The sequence below is a fragment of the Williamsia limnetica genome, from assembly GCF_003217475.1.
Taxonomy (GTDB): domain Bacteria; phylum Actinomycetota; class Actinomycetes; order Mycobacteriales; family Mycobacteriaceae; genus Williamsia; species Williamsia limnetica.
On record NZ_QJSP01000019.1, the window covers coordinates 101,230 to 121,636 of the forward strand.

General features: G+C 64.1%; 16 protein-coding genes and 1 pseudogene. All 17 read left to right on the top strand.

Annotated features, from left to right (window positions below; translation table 11 throughout):
* The first annotated feature begins 25 nt into the window (after positions 1-25).
* The 17 genes and pseudogenes from glpK to DFR67_RS25370 all read left to right on the top strand — a co-directional run bounded on the left by glpK (position 26) and on the right by DFR67_RS25370 (position 19,749).
* Positions 26-1,540 carry a glycerol kinase GlpK gene (gene glpK, locus DFR67_RS25295; RefSeq protein ID WP_110472234.1) on the top strand — a complete coding sequence of 505 codons (1,515 nt, stop codon included), beginning with the start codon at positions 26-28 and terminating at the stop codon, positions 1,538-1,540.
* A gap of 49 nt (positions 1,541-1,589) precedes the next feature.
* Entirely contained in the window at positions 1,590-3,326 is a 1,737-nt protein-coding gene (locus DFR67_RS25300; protein ID WP_110472235.1) for a glycerol-3-phosphate dehydrogenase/oxidase, read from the top strand.
* Positions 3,323-4,069 carry an MIP/aquaporin family protein gene (locus tag DFR67_RS25305; RefSeq protein WP_110472236.1) on the top strand — a complete coding sequence of 249 codons (747 nt, stop codon included), beginning with the start codon at positions 3,323-3,325 and terminating at the stop codon, positions 4,067-4,069. The genes DFR67_RS25300 and DFR67_RS25305 overlap by 4 nt, the downstream gene beginning before the upstream one ends.
* A 228-nt stretch (positions 4,070-4,297) precedes the next feature.
* Positions 4,298-4,759 (top strand): SDR family NAD(P)-dependent oxidoreductase, encoded by a 462-nt coding sequence (locus DFR67_RS25310; RefSeq protein ID WP_110472237.1) that lies wholly within the window; start codon positions 4,298-4,300, stop codon positions 4,757-4,759.
* Positions 4,760-4,809: 50 nt separating this feature from the next.
* Positions 4,810-5,481, top strand: a complete 672-nt coding sequence (locus DFR67_RS25315) for a TetR/AcrR family transcriptional regulator (RefSeq protein WP_146240537.1) — start codon at positions 4,810-4,812, stop codon at positions 5,479-5,481.
* A 75-nt stretch (positions 5,482-5,556) separates the two neighbouring features.
* On the top strand, positions 5,557-6,513 hold the full coding sequence (locus DFR67_RS25320; RefSeq protein WP_110472239.1) for a fumarylacetoacetate hydrolase family protein: 957 nt from the start codon (positions 5,557-5,559) through the stop codon (positions 6,511-6,513).
* A 15-nt stretch (positions 6,514-6,528) separates the two neighbouring features.
* The gene (locus DFR67_RS25325; protein ID WP_110472240.1) at positions 6,529-7,167 is read left to right on the top strand and encodes a VOC family protein; all 639 of its coding nucleotides are present in this window, start codon (positions 6,529-6,531) and stop codon (positions 7,165-7,167) included.
* A gap of 23 nt (positions 7,168-7,190) precedes the next feature.
* Positions 7,191-8,204: pseudogene (locus DFR67_RS31510) on the top strand (FAD-dependent monooxygenase); the annotation flags it as partial.
* 111 nt (positions 8,205-8,315) lie between these two features.
* Positions 8,316-9,029 carry an aromatic-ring hydroxylase C-terminal domain-containing protein gene (locus tag DFR67_RS31515; protein WP_342766758.1) on the top strand — a complete coding sequence of 238 codons (714 nt, stop codon included), beginning with the start codon at positions 8,316-8,318 and terminating at the stop codon, positions 9,027-9,029.
* 274 nt (positions 9,030-9,303) lie between these two features.
* The gene (locus DFR67_RS25340; RefSeq protein ID WP_110472243.1) at positions 9,304-10,428 is read left to right on the top strand and encodes a VOC family protein; all 1,125 of its coding nucleotides are present in this window, start codon (positions 9,304-9,306) and stop codon (positions 10,426-10,428) included.
* Positions 10,425-11,369, top strand: coding sequence for a fumarylacetoacetate hydrolase family protein (locus DFR67_RS30645; protein WP_158540038.1), 945 nt, complete (start codon positions 10,425-10,427; stop codon positions 11,367-11,369). The genes DFR67_RS25340 and DFR67_RS30645 overlap by 4 nt, the downstream gene beginning before the upstream one ends.
* Positions 11,366-12,934, top strand: a complete 1,569-nt coding sequence (gene mhpA / locus DFR67_RS25345; protein WP_158540039.1) for a bifunctional 3-(3-hydroxy-phenyl)propionate/3-hydroxycinnamic acid hydroxylase MhpA — start codon at positions 11,366-11,368, stop codon at positions 12,932-12,934. The genes DFR67_RS30645 and mhpA overlap by 4 nt, the downstream gene beginning before the upstream one ends.
* Positions 12,931-14,835: an acyl-CoA synthetase gene (locus DFR67_RS25350; RefSeq protein WP_110472245.1), complete on the top strand. Its 1,905-nt coding sequence runs from the start codon at positions 12,931-12,933 to the stop codon at positions 14,833-14,835. The genes mhpA and DFR67_RS25350 overlap by 4 nt, the downstream gene beginning before the upstream one ends.
* Positions 14,832-16,028, top strand: coding sequence for a cytochrome P450 (locus tag DFR67_RS25355; protein WP_110472265.1), 1,197 nt, complete (start codon positions 14,832-14,834; stop codon positions 16,026-16,028). The genes DFR67_RS25350 and DFR67_RS25355 overlap by 4 nt, the downstream gene beginning before the upstream one ends.
* A complete protein-coding gene (locus DFR67_RS25360; protein ID WP_158540040.1) occupies positions 16,025-17,677 on the top strand; it encodes an FAD-dependent monooxygenase in 1,653 nt (550 codons plus the stop codon). The genes DFR67_RS25355 and DFR67_RS25360 overlap by 4 nt, the downstream gene beginning before the upstream one ends.
* A 31-nt stretch (positions 17,678-17,708) precedes the next feature.
* On the top strand, positions 17,709-18,143 hold the full coding sequence (locus DFR67_RS25365; RefSeq protein WP_110472247.1) for a hypothetical protein: 435 nt from the start codon (positions 17,709-17,711) through the stop codon (positions 18,141-18,143).
* Between the two features lie 931 nt (positions 18,144-19,074).
* Entirely contained in the window at positions 19,075-19,749 is a 675-nt protein-coding gene (locus DFR67_RS25370; RefSeq protein ID WP_110472248.1) for a TetR/AcrR family transcriptional regulator, read from the top strand.
* Positions 19,750-20,407: the final 658 nt, after the last annotated feature.

Below are 20,407 nucleotides of genomic sequence, written 5' to 3' on the forward strand. Positions count from 1 at the left end.
AGACCCTTCGACGAAGCAGGGATACATGACGCAATACATCGGTGCCATCGATCAGGGAACCACCAGCACCCGGTTCATGATCTTCGACCACGCGGGCAACGAGGTCGCCCGCCACCAGCTGGAGCACGAGCAGATCATGCCGCAGGCAGGGTGGGTGGAGCACGACCCTATCGAGATCTGGGAGCGCACATCCTCGGTGCTGCAGAACGGCTTGCGGAAGAAGAACCTGAAGGCCGACGACCTCGCGGCGCTCGGGATCACCAACCAGCGCGAGACCACCGTGGTGTGGAACAAACAGACCGGTCGGCCGTACTACAACGCGATCGTCTGGCAGGACACGCGCACCGACAAGATCGCGTCGGCGCTGGAGCGTTCCGGCGCCGGTGACACCATCCGCACCAAAGCCGGCATCCCACCCGCCACCTACTTCGCGGCAGGAAAGGCTCAGTGGATCCTCGAGAACGTCGACGGCGTGCGTGCCGACGCCGAGAACGGTGATGCCCTGTTCGGGACCATCGACACGTGGGTCATCTGGAATCTGACCGGCGGCGTCAACGGCGGTGTCCACGTCACGGATGTCACCAACGCCAGCCGCACCATGCTGATGAATCTCGAGACTTTGGACTGGGACGACGAGCTCATCGAACTGTTCGGCATCCCAAGGCAGATGCTGCCGACGATCGCGCCGTCGTCGCCCACCGAGCCCTACGGTCACACCACCAGAACCGGTCCGCTCGCCGGCGAGGTCCCGATCGCCAGCGCGCTCGGCGACCAGCAGGCAGCGATGGTCGGGCAGGTCTGCTTCTCGGCCGGACAAGCCAAGAACACATATGGGACCGGCAACTTCTTGCTGCTGAACACCGGTGAGAAGTTGGTCAGGTCGGACAACGGTCTACTCACCACTGTCTGCTACCAATTCGGTTCGCAGGCGCCGATCTACGCCCTCGAAGGATCCATCGCGGTGACCGGATCGGCGGTGCAGTGGCTGCGCGATCAGCTCGGCATCATCTCCGGTGCAGCCCAGAGCGAATCACTGGCGAAGGAGGTGACCGACAACGGCGGGGTCTACTTCGTACCCGCATTCTCCGGGCTCTTCGCTCCGTATTGGCGGTCAGACGCACGCGGCGCGATCGTCGGTCTGTCGCGCTTCAACAACAACGCCCACATCGCACGCGCCACGCTCGAGTCGATCTGCTACCAGAGCCGCGACGTCGCCGACGCCATGGAAAAGGACTCCGGGGTGAAACTCGAAGTCCTGCGCGTCGACGGCGGCGTCACCGCCAACTCCCTGTGCATGCAGATCCAGTCCGACGTCCTGGGCATCCCGGTCAGCAGGCCCGTCGTCGCCGAGACCACGGCTTTGGGTGCCGCATACGCGGCCGGCCTGTCCATCGGGTTCTGGAAGTCGACCGAGGAGCTGGAAACCCACTGGAAGGAAGACCGCCGATGGGAGCCGGAGTGGACCGAAGAAACTCGGGCCGAGAAATACGGGCTCTGGCAGAAAGCCGTGACACGCACCCTCGACTGGGTGGACGTGTGACCGGCCGCCCCGAACTCGTTTCATCCCTTTCGAACTCGAGGAGAACCTCATGACATTGCAACCACTCGCGATCAGCCCCGAATCACGGCGCGCCGCACTCGAATCCATGACCGAAGGTGAGCTCGACGTGCTGGTCATCGGCGCCGGGGTCGTCGGCGCCGGAGCCGCCCTCGATGCCGCCACCCGTGGCCTCCGCGTCGGGATGGTCGAGGCCATCGACTACGCGGCCGGGACATCGAGCCGGTCGTCCAAGCTGTTCCACGGCGGGCTCCGCTACCTCAAGCAACTCAACTTCTCGCTCGTCTTCGAAGCGCTACGCGAGCGAAAGTTGATGCTGAACACCATCGCACCGCATCTGGTGCGCCCGGTGGAGTTCATCTTCCCGCTCGTCACACCCGCCTACGACCGCGCCTACGCCGGCGCAGGGATCGGCTTCTACGACCTGCTCGGCGCGGGGCGTGGGGTCCCCCATCATCTTCGACATATCGGCAAACGCCGAACCTTCGACATCTTCCCCGGCGCCAAGCGTGGCAAGATCCGCGGCGGGGTGCTGTTCTACGAGGGACAGGTCGACGACGCCCGGCACACGATGATGCTGGCCCGGACCGCGGCGAGCTACGGGGCACTGTGCGCATCGAGTGCCCGCGTAACGGACTACCTACGGGAAGGCGACCGGGTCGTCGGTGCCCGTATCGAGGACCTGGAAACCGGTGAGCACGTGGATGTTCGCGCGAAGCACGTGGTCAATGCCGCGGGTGTGTGGACCGACGAGCTGCAGGAGATCCTCGGCGAGAAGGGCAAGATGCGCGTGAAGGCCTCTAAAGGCGTTCACATCGTCGTCCCCCGCGACCGCATCGACTCAGCCGTAGGACTCATCACCGAAACCGAGAAAAGTCTGCTGTTCGTCATCCCCTGCCCGTGGAGCGAGGACTTCTGGATCATCGGCACCACCGACACCGAGTGGAATCTCGATCTGGCCCACCCGGCCGCGAGCAGCGCCGATCTCGACTACATCCTGGCCGAGGTCAATGTGATGCTCGAAAAGCCGCTGGTGCGAGACGACATCGTCGGCGTCTATGCCGGGTTGCGTCCGCTACTGGCCGGTGAATCGGACCAGACCAGCAAGCTCTCCCGCGAGCACGCTGTGGTCTCCGCCGCCCCAGGTCTCACCGTGATCGCGGGCGGCAAGTACACCACCTATCGGGTGATGGCCGAAGACGCGATCGACGCCGCGGTCGACGGTGTGCGCGGTGTGGAACCCTCACGCACGGCAAGCGTCCCGCTCGTCGGCGCAGATGGCTTCGACGACCTGTGGGAGGCACGTGTGCGCTTGGCCAACGAACACCGCCTGCCGGTGAAGACGGTCGCACATCTGCTGCGCCGCTACGGCAGTGCGATCAGCGAGATCTTCGAACTCATCGCTGCCGAACCTGAGTTGGGAAATCCCTTGGCCACCAGCGACGATCGCTACCTCGGCGCCGAGATCCGTTACGCGGTGACCCATGAAGGTGCCCTGCACCTCGTCGACATCCTGGCGCGACGCACCCGGGTCTCGATCGAGACAGCCGACCGTGGCAAGAGCGCTGCAGTCGAGGTCGCGGACATCGTTGCCGACACCCTCGGATGGGACGCCGCGCAGCGTCAACGCGAGATCGAGAATTACTGTGCCCGAGTCGATGCCGAGATCGAATCACAACGGCAGCCCGACGACCGGACGGCCGATGCAGCTCGGATGGGCGCACCCGGCATACGCGAATCAGCGGATGCTGCGGACGTCTCGGCATGAGTCCCACCGATGGTCAGATCTGGCTATGGGAGATCATCGGCACCGCGGTACTGATCCTGCTCGGTGCAGGCGTCGTCGCCGGTAACCAGTTGCTCAAATCGACCGTCCACAAGGGTGGTCCGTTGATGATCAACATCGGTTGGGGCTTCGCCGTCTTCGCCGGCGCGTCGATCGCGTGGAAGTCCGGCGCTCACCTCAACCCTGCGGTGACGCTGGGATTGGCGGTTGCCGACAAGACCGAATGGTCGCAGGTTCCGATCTACATCTGCGCGCAGTTCATCGGCGCCTTCATCGGAGCGATGCTGTGTTACCTGGCGTTCAAGAAGAACTTCGACGTCGAACCCCACCCGGAGGACACCCGCGGGATCTTCTGTACCGGGCCACAGGTCAAGAACTACTTCTGGAACGTGGTCACCGAGGTGATCGGAACCTTCGTCCTGGTGTTCTGGATTCTGCAATCACCCGCGATCTCCGGAAGCGGTGACACACTCGACCTCGGCAACTCCGGACTCGGTTACGCCGGTGTGGCATTCGTCGTCCTCGTCATCGGCAACAGCCTCGGTGGCCCCACCGGGTACGCCATCAACCCGGCCCGCGACCTGGCTCCGCGCATCGCGTACGCCCTGATGCCGATCAAGGGCAAGGGCAGCCGCGAGTGGAACTATGCGTGGGTTCCCGTTGTCGGGCCGGTGATCGGCGGCATCCTCGCCGGGCTACTGTTCGCAGTCACCAAGAACGTCTGACCCCGACCCCCGAAGTTGGTGGGTTCTGGCGAGCAAACGCCCAGGTGGGCATCGCCGGAACCCACCATTTTGAACACGATGTGTTCGACGTTGAACACCCGTGCGACGCCGGGAATTGCATCGGCCTCGGCAGTCGGTCGGATGTCACCCTCATGGTCAGGACCGAGGAGACGCGAGTTGACCATGCCATTTGAGTGATCGCCGTCGCTTCGCGGTCCGACGCACCTCATCGCCGGCGCGAACTCCGGGATCGGCGAGCAGTTCGCCCGCGCACTCGCAGCCAGGGGCTCGGATCTGGTCCTCGTGGCGAGACGGGCCGACCGGCTCCATGGGCTGGCCGACAAACTGAGCAGCAAGTACGCAGCCGACTGCACCGTCGTACCCTTCGACCTGGCCACCGACAATCCTGGCGAAACTCTGCGCGCACAGGTCGACGGCGACATCATCAACGTCTCCCGCACCACAGGCTTCCAGCCGGTGCCCTCCCTCGCGGTGTACTCGGCGCCAACGGCATTCGTGCTCAGCTGCAGTCAGTCCTTGTGGTTCGAGGCGCAGAAACACGGGATCACCGCGTTCACACTTGCGCCTGGTCCGACCACTTCCGAGTTCTTCGACGTCATCAGCGACGGTGCATCGGTCGTGGGCTCGTTCCAGACAGCCGTTCACACGCAACATCACGTCGGCGAGTAATCTTGCCGCGTGGTTATCTGGGATCTCGCGTCGTGGTGAAGGATGCGGAATTGACCCGTCCCGCCACGACGCGTTCGCAACAGAAGGCCGCGACGCGTGACCGTATGTTGGCGGCGGCCTCCGAGCTGTTCGCCGAGCATGACTACGCTGATGTGACGATCGCGGACATAGCCACGCGCGCAGGCGTCGCCCACGGACTGCTGTTCCATCACTTCTCCAACAAACAGGGAATCTACCGCGCTGTTCTCGACGGGGTTGTCGCACAGATGGACTCTGCGTTCACCACCCCGGTAGGCGCCGACACCCCGACAGTCATCCGCGCCGCACTGCGCACCCATCTGAGCTACCTCGCGACTCATCGAGGCGTCGCGCTGCGGCTCATCGTCGGGCGGCGACACCCCGACCCGACGGTCGCCGCCGTGTCCGAGCGCGGACGCACCCGGGCGTTGACGGCGCTGGCGGAATCGCTGGGGCTCGACCCGACCAACAAGCTCATGCAGTTCGTCGGCGCCACCCTGGTGGCCGCATTCGACGAAGCGTCGTCGTGGTGGTTGAACGACCCTGATCCGATTCCTGTCGACGCCCTCGTCACGTCGTTCATCGAACTGGGCATCGGCGCCCTGAAGGGCGTGCAGCACCTCGAAGGGTGCCCCGACCTGCATGGACCCCTCGCCACATTGTCTTCCGCCGCCGCCATGGATCATCGCAAACGGACCACTTGACCGCAGTTCATTGACTGCCATTCAACGAACGAGCTAGCCTGGGACTCCTCATCCACCACGGACGGAGTTCGGACGATGGCGATCTACCTCAGCCGGTACGTGACGGGTGACGCCGTGCTGTGGGGTGTCGTGTCACCGGCTGGGATCACGGCGCTGGAAGGTCACTATGCGACGACCGCAGAGCTGTTGGAGAACGGTCGGGACGACTGGATGGCCGCGGTGTTGCGCCCGCCGACCCACCAGGGCCCTGCCGTCTCGATGCTGTCCCCCGTGACCACCCCGTGCCGAGTGTTGTGCCAAGGCGCGAACTTCCGGCAGCACGCGATCGACTCCGGCATGGATCCCGACCATCGCGCGTTCAACCTCTTCTTCGACAAAACCGACGCCTCGGTGACCGGACCACACACGCCGGTCACACGCCCCGCGCACGTTCAGCTCCTCGACCACGAGATCGAACTGGCCCTGGTGATCGGCAAGGCCATCACCGAGCCGGTGACGATCACCGAGGAGTCGTTGCGCGAGTACGTGGTTGCGCTGACCATCGCCAATGACCTGTCGGCCCGCGACGTCCAACTCCCGCAGGGGCAATACCTGAAAGGCAAGAGCTATCGGGGCTTCTGCCCCCTTGGTCCGGTGCTTGCTGTCCTCGACGACGGCGACTACGACCGCCTCGACGACCTGGTGTTGCGGCTGCACGTCAACGGCGATCTTCGCCAGACCGACACCACTGCACACTTCGTCTATCGTCCCGCCGAATCTCTTACCGAGCTGAGCGCTTTCAGTGACATGGCAGTCGGTGACGTTCTCTTGACCGGGACCCCGCACGGCACGGCTGCGAAGTCACCGCCGGCACTGGTGCGCCGACTCGCGACCGCGCTACTGCCCGAGCACGTGCTGTGGAAGCTGTTCATCCGCCGGAACCTCAACGGCCGCTTCCTGCGGCCCGGCGACACCGTCACCGCCACCATCCGATCCTCTGACGGTGCACTCGATCTCGGTGAGCAACGCACGCCGATCGTCGCACCCCACTGAATCCAAGGAGTCGATATGCCCTCCACGACACCGAGTCCCGCCCCGACCGCGACAGCACTCGCGCCGGATCTGCTCGCCCACTTCGTGGTCAAGACCGCCCGCCCGACAGAGATGATCGACTGGTATTCGACCGTGCTGGGCGCGCGGGTCGTCCACGAGGACGGCCAGATCGCGTTCCTCACCTGGGACGACGAGAGCCACCGCCTGGCACTGGTGAAGGTTCCGTCGGTGTTGCGATACCTGTTTCCCTTGGCCAGGTTCCGGCGCAAGGTCTACGGCGTCGACCATCTCGCGTTCACCTACACCTCGCTCGAGCCGCTGCTGCTGAACTACGAGCGCCTCGCCGCCGCGGGCATCATGCCGGTGTGGTCGATCAACCACGGCCCCACCACGTCGCTGTACTACGAGGACCCCGACGGCATCCGTCTGGAGTTCCAGACCGAGAACTTCAACACGCCCGAGGCGACCTCAGAGTTCTTCTCCAGCCGCGAGTTCGAAGCCAACCCGATCGGGATCACCATCGACCCGTCTTACCTCCTCGAACGGCTGCGTGACGGCGCCCCCACCGAGTCGCTGCTGCGACGTGATGCCGGGGTGCGGCCGGGGACGACGCCGCGGGTCAACAAGCGCGCGATCACGCTCCGAACGCTGTGAGCGCCTCTGATCCGGTGCCGGTGGTGATCGCCGGCGCCGGTTCGACCGGGGCCACCGCGGCACTGTTGCTCGCACGTCGCGGAATCCCCACGGTCATCGTCGACCGCCGGTCTGACGAACTCACCCATCCCGCCGCCCACGTCATTCACGGGCGAACTCTGGAGATCTGGCGTGAGGCCGACCCTGCTCTCGCGGAACGGATCGCCGCACTCGCGCCACCGATCGAGTCGGTCAACCTCATCCGATGGTGCTCCACGTTGAGCAAACCACCGCTCGGCGAGATCGACCTGGCGTCTCGGCCGGAACAACTGGCGCGGGTGCGCTCGCACAGCGACTTCCTGATCTCCCATGTCGGACAGCACCAGCTGATGCCAGAGCTGTGGTCGGCACTCGATCGGGAGCCGCTGGTCGATTTCCGGCGATCCACCCGAGTCGAGGACGTCGACCACCACAGCGACACGGTGACCGCGAGGATGAGCACCGGCGAGGAGGTGACTGCGCACTACCTCGTCGGTGCCGACGGCGCCAACAGCCTGCTGCGTGAGGCCGCGGGGATCCCGATGCGCGGTCCTGTGTTGGCTCGGATGGGCAGTGCGTTCTTCCGCGCGCCGGGACTGTATCCCGCTGACGCACGCCCCCTGCTGAGTTGGATCTACCAGCCGAAGTTCGCCGGGGTGATGATCGCCCACGCCGACGACCACTACGTGCTGATGAACACCTACTTGCATCCCGACCAGGAAGTCGCGACTTCACGCGAGGAATATTGGGCCAGAACGCTTCCCGGGGTGCTGGGTGGCGATCTGCATTTCGACATCGTCTCCACCGGAACGTGGACTATGACATCGCAGACCGCGCAGACCTTCCGTCGCTGACGCCTCATCTTGGTCGGCGACGCCGCACACCGATTCCCGCACACCGGCGGGTACGGGCTCAACAGCGGAGTGCAGGACGCTCACAACATCGCGTGGAAACTCGACGCCATCCTCGGCGGCCAGGCCACCGATCACCTCCTCGACACCTATGAGGTCGAACGACGCCCGGTGATCGACCTGTTCGCCCGACACAGCGTCGCCAACCACTTCCACCTCGACGCCGCCACGAAGCACTTCGGGGTGACCAACAAGATGGTGCAGCGCGCGACCACGGCGATGTCGCGGGCCCCACTGAACTTGCTGCCGGGACTCGTCGCGGCCCCGCTCGCAGAACAGATAACGCGCGCCGGCCTGGCTCGCACCCGGATCCTGGGATCGACGGGCCGGCGGGCGCAACGCGTCCACGACCTCGTCGCAGGCAACATCCCCGGACAACTCCCCCACTTCGTCTCCACCGGGCTGGAGTACGGCTACCGGTACGCCGGCCCTCTCATCGCGACCGAACCCGGCGAACGCGAGGTCGCAACCGGCGCTGACGACGTCGTCGAATACCGCCCGAACACCAAACCCGGTGGACGTCTGCCACACACAGTCATCGACACCACCGACGGGCCGAGGTCAACCCTGGAACTGGTTGATACGACTCCAACTGCTCTGACCGTCTTCACCTTTGATCCCTCAGGGTGGGAGCACGTACTCGAGAGTGGGGTCGGCCTGCTGTCTCCGCTGACCGCCTGCGTCGTGGATCTGGGGAGCGCGACGACGCCCAAGACCGCGATCGATCTCTACGAGGTCGGCACCCTCGGTGCCGTGCTCGTCCGTGCCGACGGACACATCGTTTGGCGTACGGCTGTTCATGCCAAGGCAGCTGCTGTAGACCTACTCGACGCCATCCGTCGCTGCTGGCTGCCCTACTTTTCACAGAACCGCGCGAGCGATCAACGCACCGTGGTCGCCACAGTCGCACCGCCGAAGAGTTCGTCGCGATAGCCAGATCAAACCGGTGGGCACTAAACAGATGCGGGCCGCCCCATGCCGGTAGGTCATTCCCCATGGTTCTGAGTGTTTCCTCATTTTTGAAATTAAAGTCAAAAGACTGGGTGCGTGAGCACTTCTCAGAAATCACGTCGACACAGAAGAACCTCAAGAGTCCTGACGCTCAGCAGAATAACGTTCACAACTGACGATATTCCAACATCACTCAGCCCCTTGACTGCCGCCCCAGTCATAAGTGACGATTTATTCAACACAACGGAGGTCAACGATGACGATCCCAGCAAGCACCCCGCACGGCGATCTACACAGCGAAGACGGCGCACGTCCGGGCGATCCCGACGACCGGGCGGCGGCGCCTGTCGTCAAAGTTGTCGATATTGCTTGGCTCGAGTTCGAGAAACCGAACATCGCGCAGGCGGAACGGTTCGCGCACGACTTCGGTTTCAGCACCGTCTCGCGAACCGTTGATCAGCTGTCCCTACGCGGCACCTGGGCTGGCGCGCCGTGCATCCTGATTCGGCGGTCACATCGATCGAGGTTCATCGGTCCCGCGTTTCGTGCGGCCGGAAAAGACGATCTGTTGCGACTGTCTCGTGAAACCGGGCGTCGGGTATACCCACTCGGTGATCTCGGTGGCTGGGCCATAGACCTCACCGATCCGTCCGGGATGGCGATCCGAGTGGTTGCTGGTATGACCGATCTACCGTCACTGCCCGACCAAGATCCTCTGACGTTCAATTTCAGCGGGAAGGTCGAACGGCTCAACGCTGTTCAGCGTCCACCGCGCGAGCCCGCACGGGTGCAACGCTTGGGACACGTCGTGATCGAGACACCTCGCTTTCGCGAGAATCTCGCGTGGTACCAGGAGATGCTGGGATTGATAGTGAGCGACTTCCTTTTCTTCCCCGGCCAACGTGACCGCGGCCCGACGATGGCGTTCATGCGCTGTGACCGCGGTAGCGAACCGGCCGATCACCACACACTGGCAATGACATTGGGGCCGATGTCGCGATATATCCACTCGGCGTATCAGGTCGCAGACCTGGACGCCGTCGCGGCAGGTAGTGCCTACCTCGCCGATCGTGGCTATCACCATGCGTGGGGCATCGGCCGCCACATTCAGGGCAGTCAACTCTTTGACTACTGGCGCGACCTCGACAAGTTCATGGTGGAGCACTTCGCCGATGGGGACATGTTCGATAGCTCGATCGAGGCGGGATGGGCGCCGATGACCGCCAGCGGGCTGTCACAGTGGGGGCCGCCCGTGACCCGCGACTTCCTGGGCGCCAACCCTGATCCCGATCTCGTCAAGGGCATGCTCGCAGGCCTTCGCGACGACAATGAGTTCGACATCCACCGCCTTCTGGGCCTACTGAAAGTGGCACGTTCATGACCACAACTGTCCTGCGCACCGACACCGGCTGGTGGGTCCAGCGCGACGAGACCGCCTACCCCATCCGCACCTCCGCGAAGACCACCGGCGAGTTACTCGCCGATCGCGCCGCCATAGAGGCGGCAGCCACCGGAGGCGATTCCGGCGCGACCCCCGTGGCAGATCTCGCTATCCTCTCGCCGGTGACCGCCCCATGTCGCGTGGTGGCGCAAATGGTCAACTACCGCAGCCACGCAACCGATTCGGGAATCAACCCGGACAGGGTGTCGGCCACCTTCTTCCGCAAGTCGTCCGGGTCGATCACCGGCCCGTTCGATGACATCGTCAAGCCGGCGCACGTCACACTGCTCGACTACGAGGTGGAGATCGGTCTCGTCGCCGGGGCCACCATCGAAGTCGGCACATCCATCACCACCAATACACTCAGCGAGTACTTCGCCGGCGTCGTGATCACCAACGACGTCAGCGCCCGCGACGTCCAATTGCCGAAAACCCAATTCTACGAGTCGAAGTCGTACCCCACCTTCACGCCGGTCGGTCCTCGGTTGGTTCTGCTCACGCATGAGGAATGGCGCCGGTTCGATCAGCTCCGACTGCAGCTCTGGGTCAACGGCGAACGCCGGCAAAACGGCCGTGTCGGCGGGGACATGATCATCGACCCGGTCAGCGCGCTTGCCGTGCTATCGGGCTTTCAACGGCTCGACGCCGGCGACCTGCTGCTCACCGGCACCCCGGGCGGCACCGCCCTGTCCGCTCCACCCAAGCCCATCGAGATCATCGGGGCACTCATTCCGCCACACGTGAAGTGGAAGACCTTCTTCAAACGTCAAGCATCAAACCCCAACTATCTCAAAGACGGCGACGTCGTCGAGGTTCGCATCGCCACCGACGACGGCGCCATCGAGCTGGGTCGTCAGCGCTGCCACGTGAAATACGCATGACCACACAGCGCGACCCCGTGGTCATCGTCGGCGCGGGCCCCGTCGGGGTCGCCTGCGCCCTGCTGCTCGCCCAACGCGGCATTTCCACCGTCATCCTGGAGCGCCACCGAGAACCGTATCCACTGCCACGCGCGGTCCACCTCGACGATGAGGTGTTTCGCATTCTGCAGGCGATCGGCGTCGACGATAGGTTCGCTCCGTTCACCCGTCCGATGCCGGGCATGCGGCTGATCAACGGACGCCGACGAGTGATGGCCGAGTTCACCCGCGACACCCGCGACGGCCGCAACGGGTTTCCCCCGGACAGCATGTTCGACCAACCTGATCTCGAACGCATTCTGCTCGAGCAGGCCGCAACCATCGACCTGATCGACCTACGCCGCGGGTGCGAGGCCGTACAGGTCACCTCCGGAGAGCACCCCACCATCGAGTTCCGAAACGACGATGGTCACCACGAGGTCGTCGAAGCCGCAGCCGTGATCGCGTGCGACGGGGCCAACAGCTTCGTCCGCGAACAGGTGGGAATCACCATGCGGGATTTCCGTTTCGACGAACAGTGGCTCGTGATCGATGTGCTGACACCGAGCCCCCTCGACGTGTGGAGCGGGGTGCATCAGATCTGCGACCCCGCCCGCGCCGCGACGTTCATGCCGGTCACCGGCAACCGGTACCGATGGGAGTTTCGCGTCCACGACGGCGAGGACCTCGACACGCTGGGGTCGCAGCGAACTCTTCGAGAGTTGTTGGCACCGTGGATGACATCGGCCGAACTCGCTGAGTGCACCGTCATGAGACAAGCGCTCTACACCTTCAGGGCAAGGGTGGCTCACACCTGGCGCTCCGGTCGTGTGTTCCTCGCCGGCGACGCGGCTCACCAGACCCCGCCGTTCGTAGGCCAGGGATTGGGATCGGGACTGCGCGATGCAATGAACCTGACCTGGAAACTGGCTGACGTCCTCGACGGAACCGCACCTGACTCGCTGCTCGACACCTACGAATCCGAACGCAAACCCCACGCCACCCGAATCATCCTGATGGCCCTGGCTGTCGGATGGGCCCTGACCGGCGGGCAAGACCACCTTGCTTCTGTCCGTAGAGCACTGGTCACGGCGGCATGCCATGTCCCCCGCATCAGCAACGCGATACCCGAAGGCAGCCCGTCGCTGAACCACGGACCACTGGTCCAGCGCCGAGGGATGCGGTCGCGCCTCAACGGAACCCTGTTTCCGCAACCGTGGGTACGCACCCCCGACGGCGCCCGGCGGCTCGATGACCTGCTCGGCCCACGCTATGCGCTGATCACCCGCGGTCCCCTGCCCGACCACACGGCCGCTCGACTCACGAGTACGGCAGGGCTGACCCACATAGTCATCGACGAGCTCGCGTGTGTCCCATCGACGAACCCGTCCCTGTCTGCAGTGATGCGCTCGCAGCATACATATGCAGTCCTGCTTCGCCCTGATCGTGTCGTGATGGCATCAGCCCGAACCGGCGCAGATGTGGGCGATCTGCTGTCCACCTATCAGCGTGCACACTGCACCGACGCAACGAAAGTACCGGTATGACTGACGCCCTTCTGTGGCCACGCTACGACAGCCCCGCCGATCTGGCTGACATAGAACGAGCAGCGCTGTCTGATCGCGGCTTGCCGGCGACCACCTATGACATCGTTCTGCGAGCAGCCGGCCGAACCGCCGATCAGATCGCCGCGTCGTACCTACCCGATGCCACCAGGTGGGAGCATCCGCGCACACTCACCTACTCAGCCTTCCTCAGCACAGTCCACCGCTACGCGCACGCGCTGCACGGCGCGGGAGTCGCGCGTGGTGACGCGGTGGTGTTGCTCTCGCCCAACTGCAGTGAGTTGCACGCGATGACATTGGCCGCCGAAGCCGTCGGCATCGCAGCGCCCATCAACCCGTCCCTGTCGCTCGATCACGCCGCAGCCCTGACCGAATTGGCCGAGGCATCAGTCATCGTCGCGGCCGGGCCTGAGCTGGACCCGACGGTATGGGCGCTCGCCCGCTCCCTCACCGTACGCACCGGCGCCCGAACACTGTTCGCGCTCAACACCGACGACCCGGACGTCGATGCGAGCGACCTCGAGCCTCTCGACGGCGTCACCGTCGCTTACCTCACCGACCATTCCGCCGCCCTACCCGACGACGCGCTACCCGCAGACCCCCCGGCCGCTGACGACCTGGCCGCGTTCTTTCACACCGGTGGAACCACCGGCGCACCCAAGCTGGCAGCGCACACCCATGCCAATCAGGTTGCGACCGCCTGGATGATCGCGGCAAACGGCAGCCTCTCCCCCGGTGACACCTTGTTCGCGGCGCTGCCACTGTTCCATGTGAATGCCCTGATGGTGACCACCCTCGCGCCCCTGCTACGCAGCCAGCATGTGCTGTGGGCAGGTCCTCTCGGGTATCGCGACGTCCCGCTCTACGGTATTTTCTGGAAACTCATCGAGCGCTACCGCATCGTGGCGTTGTCGGGTGTGCCCACCGTCTACTCGGTACTCGCGCAGATGCCCATCGATGCGGACATCTCCAGCCTGCGGTTCGCGGTGGTCGGAGCGTCTCCGCTACCGCCCGCGGTGCGCACCGCCTTCGAAACGCACACCGGCGTCAGTCTGTGTGAAGGCTACGGCCTGACCGAGGCAACTTGTGCCAGTGCACGGAGCTTTCCCGACCATCCCCGTCCAGAGTCGGTCGGTCAGCGCATGCCGTATCAGCATGTCCGCGTTGTCGATGCCGAGTCCCGAGCGCCGATCGACGGTGCCGATCGCACCGGCGAGCTGGAGATATCCGGGCCCGCGGTATTCGCCGGATACGTCAGGAAGACCGCAGCGGGCCGCGTGGTGGACCCGTCGGGCGCGGTCACGGACGGATGGCTCGCCACCGGGGATCTGGCGCGTATCGATTCCGAGGGATTCATCTATCTATCGGGCCGCGCCAAGGATCTCATCATCCGAGGTGGTCACAACATCGACCCTGCCGTCATCGAAGACACCATGCGCGAGCATCCGTTGGTTCTCGACGCTTGCGCGGTCGGCCGGCCGGACCAACATTCCGGCGAAGTCCCCGTCGTGTATGTGACCGTGTCGCAGCCCGTCGAGGTCGACGACCTCATCACATGGGCCGAGCAGCACATCGTCGAACGCGCCGCCATGCCGAAATCCATTCACATCCGAGAGTCGTTGCCCGTCACCGATATCGGGAAGCCGTACAAACCGCCACTGCGGGCCGATGCGACTCGCGAGGTCGTCGCCGACGAACTCACCGCCAACGGGTACCTCGAGGCAGCCACCGACGTGCGGACCGATGTCGTCAATGGCGCCGTGACGGTCACGATTCCGGCGTCGGTATCGAGAGCGGACGCGACGAGGATCCTGGGTGGCTATGCACTCACATGGCGCATCGACGACAGTCGGAGCACCGCAGAATCGGTTGCTGCACAATGACAACGCTACATATCGGCTCGCGACGCACAGCACGCCGCGATGGCCCGACCGTGGACGTCGATCTGTACGGACGCTCGGCGCTGATCGACCCCCAACCGGTGTACCGGCAGATCCGCGAGGCCGGCTCGGTGGTGTGGCTGCCCAAGCACAAGGTATGGGCGATGGGCCGTTTCGACGACGTCCGGGACGCGTTGCGCGACGATGTCAACTTTCGAAGCGGCGCGGGGGTCGCGGCCAACCCTGTAGCCAACCTCCTTGGCCGCAAGACTGTCTTGTCCAGCGACGACGAGCGGCATTCGACGCGCCGCCGTATTTTGATGCAGTCGCTGGTCTCCCGCGCGATCCGGCCGTCGTTGCCCATCCTTCGTGACGAAGCCCAAGCGACCGTGGAACGACTGCTCGAACGAGAGTCATTCGACGGGATCGCCGACTTCGCCTCCCGTCTCCCGGTTGCCGCCGTGGCAGACCTCGTCGGCGTCGAAGTCGGACCTCAGCAACTACTCACCTGGGGTGCGAGCACATTCGATATCCTCGGCCCAGTCAACAGGCGCACTCTCGACGCGACCCCCACAGCGTTAGGTCTGCTTCTCTATACGATGCGGCTGCGACGTTCCCAGGTCACACCGGATGGGTGGGCAGCGAGCGTCTTCGATGCTGCCGACCGCGGCGAGATCAGTAAATCCGAAGCACGCACCATGGTGATCGACTTCGTGGCACCGAGTCTGGACACCACCATCCTTGCCACCGGGCAGCTGTTGTGGAGCCTGGGACAGAATCCGGATGTCTACGCCCAACTGCGCGCTGAACCCGACTTGATTCCGACCGCTGTTGTCGAGGCCGTGCGTATGTCCTCCCCCATCCGGGGTTTCACTCGCAGCGTGGCCCACGACAAGATGATCGACGGCGTGCGCCTCAAGGCCGGGGATCGCGTGGTGCTGCTCTATGCCGCAGCGAACATGGACGATCGCCACTTCGACGAGCCTCAGACGTTCTCGCTGCACCGACGCGGAAGCAACCTCGGTTGGGGACACGGCATGCACACCTGCGTTGGCATGCAACTGTCGAAGCTGGAGATGCAAACCCTCCTGCACGTCCTGATCAGCCGGGTCGAGACCATCGAGGTCTCCGATCCGGTCCTACTGGCGAACAACTGCCTGCAGGGGTTCGAATCGTTCCAAGCGAGGTTCACGTGAGCACAAACAACTCCGTCGAACACCCGCAGAGCCCCACACCGGCACGTGGGCGCAACGTCGACGTCGTCATCGTCGGCTTGGGCCCCACCGGAGCTACGGCCGCCAACCTGCTCGGGCAGCGCGGCATCTCCACCGTCGTCGTCGAGCGCGACGCCACCATCTACCCCCGTCAACGAGCTATCGCCTCCGATGAGGATGCCCACCGCGTCTGGCAGGGACTCGGATTGTTCGACGAGATGCAGAAGACGATGTCGTCGGACATTCGGGTGCACTTCAAACACGGCAATCGCACGTTCATGTCGATGCAGGGCAATGAAAGCCGCGGTCAAGGTGTCCCCGGCACTGCGTTCTACCACCAACCCGAACTCGAACGCGTACTCCGGGAGGGGATTGCGCGGTTCCCGACCGTCCAGGTACTTTCCGGCGTCGAAGCAATCGGTCTCACTCAGGACACCGACTCGGTGACCCTCACCCTTCGTCCCGTCGACGGCGGAGCGGACCAGACCATCACCAGCCAGTACGTTATCGCCTGCGACGGCGGATCGAGTTCGATTCGCAAGATGCTCGGAATTGCACTGCCTGGCAAGCACATTGAAGAACCATGGTTCGACATACAGCTACGATCGTGGTACGATCTGCCCTCTGAGGCCCCCTTGGATTTCACGTTCATCTCTGATCCGAAGCGCCCGGGCGTCGATTGCCCCTGCCCGATGGGATACCACCGGGTCGAGTTCCGTGTGAACAAAGGTGAGACCGTCGAGCAGCTGCAGACCGAAGCCGGGCTGCGGGGGCTTCTCGCCGAACGCGGCATCAACTACGACGATGTCGAAATCTACCGGAGCTGGGGATATACCTTTCACATCCGGCAAGCCGAACAGTGGAGCACAGGCCGAGCGTTCTTGGCCGGCGACGCCGCTCACATCATGCCGCCCTTCGCGGGGCAGGGTGTGTCCTCCGGCGTCCGCGACGTGGCCAATTTGTGCTGGAAACTCGATGCAGTGCTCAATGCGGGGGCCGGATCTGAACTACTGAAATCTTATGAGCCAGAACGTCGATTGAATGTAGAACAGCTCACAAAGTTCTCGCTCCGCATCGGCGGGATGGTCATGCTCGGCAGCAATGCCGCATCACATGTGCGCGACGCAGCGTTCATGGCGGCCGCGAAGGCGCCGTTGGTGGGCAACTGGCTCACCGGCATCGGCCTCAAACCGCTCTACCGGCTGGGGACCGACGGCGGATTCTTCGCCGGCGCCCCGGCACGGCGAAGTCCTCGCGGCACGTTCATCAAACAACCCTGGGTCTCGGGCGCAGACCACACGCCGGTCCGCCTGGACACCGTCCTCGACAACCGCTGGACGTGGGTCGGATTCCCCGAATCACCCATTCCGCCATGGTTGGCCGCAGCCGGGGTGACCGAGGTGAAGCTCGAATACTCCTCAGCGATCGCGACCCACCACGTCCCTGCCGGACACTACGTCGACACCGAGCGGGTCCTGGAACGTCAGATGCGCCGTAGCCGGGCCCGCGGCGTCCTGATTCGGCCGGATCGATTCATCTACGGTTCCGACCGCGACCTGAGCTCCGCAGACATCGATCGGGTTGCCGCGTCCGTTGTCGCCGGCGTGCCCCTGACCGCTCACCCGTCCTAGCCCACCATTTCCGTAAAGTAGGGAACCTTCCATGTCTCGTGGCTCTTTCGTGCCCTCATCCACGCGCTCATCCGCGCCAATCCGGCTCCTAGAGAACCTCCCCGCGATCGTCGGGGCGGCACGCGCAGCTATCGGAGTGGCGCACATAATCGCGCCGACCCGCGCCAATGAGCTTCTCGCCGGCCCCGACGCCGCACTCGCGACAACCCGCGCGGCCGCCCGCACGTTCGGGATCCGCGAGATCTACGTCGGTGGTGGTCTGCTGACCGCGACCAGATTTGCACCAGCACTTGTGCGGCCGATGCTTAGGGCCGGCGTCGCGGTCGACATCTGGGACACAGGCGCTTTCGCGCTCACAGCTGATCTACCCCGCCGCACACGAACCGCCGGCTGCGCTGTCGCCGGGGGATTCGTCATCGCCGGGGTGTTGGCCGACGCGCAACTGCCCCGCGCACCCTGGAACTAAAGGCACTCGTGTTCACCAAGATGCTCGTCGCCAACCGCGGCGAAAACGCCTGGCCGAGCTTGTGCCGACTCAGGAACCACATTCGTCGGGCCCTCGGCCCAACGTCCTCGATCTAAATCGACCTTCGGCGACGCCGCAATGTTGCTCGAGCAAGCCGTCAACGAAGGCTCGCCATATCGAGGTCCAGATACTCGCCGACACCCATGGCAACGTCATCGACCCGCACAAGGCGACATTTCCTGCCACCAGAGTTAGCCGAGGTACCGTCCATGCCCCATGTGATCACACAGCCGTGCTGCAACGACGCCAGTTGCATCAGAGTCTGCCCGGTCAACTACACCCGTCGCGCCCTCCACCAGCCAAGGTCTCCCCGCGAGAGGATCGCTCCCCTGATCGCCGGGCGGGGAGCCAATCGCATCGATGCCGACGGCTGGAACCGTATCGACAACGCCGAAAAATCTGCAGGCCGAACGCAAGGCCGCCGACGAGTCAAGCTAGTCCGCATTCAGGACTTCCGAAGATGCAGCTGCACCCTGATTACACGTATCGCCTTGCCTCAACCTCTGAGGAGCCAGCCTTCGTTCGCTGCCCACTACCGTGGGAAGACTGACACCCATCTCCCTGCTCGCGCTCCCGTTCAGTGCGCCCGCCGGTTCAACCTGAAACTCCGATTCAGTCCTCCGTGCGCTGCCGGCTGGGCAAGAGACGCGTTCTCCCGTGGCTCTGGCAGCAGCAGGTGGCGCCGATCGGCCCCGGGGGATCGGGCTCACCAGCGCTGGGAATGCCGACCACTGGGAACGAATTGCTATCCGGTCGAGGAAAACGACGCCTCGTCTAGATTCCCTATACAAGTGAGGATATCGTCAGTGGTGAGTGACGTACCGAAACGTGCCGGCGGCACGGTATTGGATGACAATTTAGGGGCTGGACTTTGGCACACAGCAGTCGGCTTGATCGTCGCAAAGCACGCACCCGGGCCGCACTTGTGGCAGCGGCACAAGGGTTTCTTGCCGAAGGCCGAGTGAACGCCCCAGTGCTCGAAATCACCCAAGCCGCCGACGTCGGAATGGGCTCGTTCTACAACCACTTCAGCAGCAAAGAAGACCTCTTCAGCGCAGCCCTCGACAGCGCCCTCGAATCGGTCGGGGCCTACCTCGACACCCTGACCGCCGGACTCGTCGATCCGGCGCAGATCTTCACGCAGTCGTTCCGGCTGGCCGGCCGACTGTTTCGCCTAGAACCAGATCTGAGCCGGATCCTACTGAACTCAGCCTCCGGTCCCACAACATCCGAACATGGCCTCGCCCCGCGGTCTCGCCGCGACATCGAGGCCGCAGCGCAGCAGGGTCACTTTGACATCGACGACGTCGATGTGGCGCTGGCCCTCGTAGCCGGATCGTTGCTTGCGCTGGGCCGCTTGCTGCTCGACGACCCCGGTCGCGATAGCGAGTCCGCGGTCGACCACATGACGGTCAAGGTTCTTCGAGCGCTGGGAGTGCCCAAGAGCAAAGCACAAAGGATGTGCCGCCAGCCTCTGCCAGAGTCCTACAACGCAGCCCTGCATTCCGTGGTCGAACACGCCGTGCATCCGACAACACCCTCCTGATGTCCGCTGGCGCGACCTCACCGCAGACACCTGCCGACCAAGACCGTCCGGTCCTATCTCAACGGCACCCAACGCCCAGGCGTTCGCCAACGTGGCGTACCGAACCCGTTCGTCACGTTGAATCGCCTACGTCACCGCCAGATGCTCGACGTCCACCTGTGTAAGTGCAAAACACTGTGCGACGAACTCGAGAACACATCGACCACCCACGTGGTGAAGTTAACCAATGGAATTGGGGCGATCGTTCCGACCCACCCGCCTCATGGGGCTGGGGTTCAGCTGCTGTTTCAGAGTGTCTCACAACGATGTATGAAGACGTTGATCGTAATGATCACTACCCGCGAAGTCGAATCCTGGAAGAGGCCGGCGCCAGGTTTCGGGGCGTTTGTCGTTGGTGGGGGTCAGCGGCCGTTCACGAGACTCACGCTCCTACGTGCCAACCGACACGTCTGCAAAGAAGTCTGGGCGTCCACCAGAGACCAAGCAAATGCTTGCTAGGCTGGAAGCGCCGGCACTCTCGAGTGCCCGCACAGTCAACAGAGGTGAAAATGCCTCAGTACAAGGGAGTTCGCATGCCAGAGGCCGTCATCGTCGCCACCGCCCGCTCACCGATCGGCCGAGCCGGCAAAGGCTCACTCAAAGACGTCCGCCCGGACGA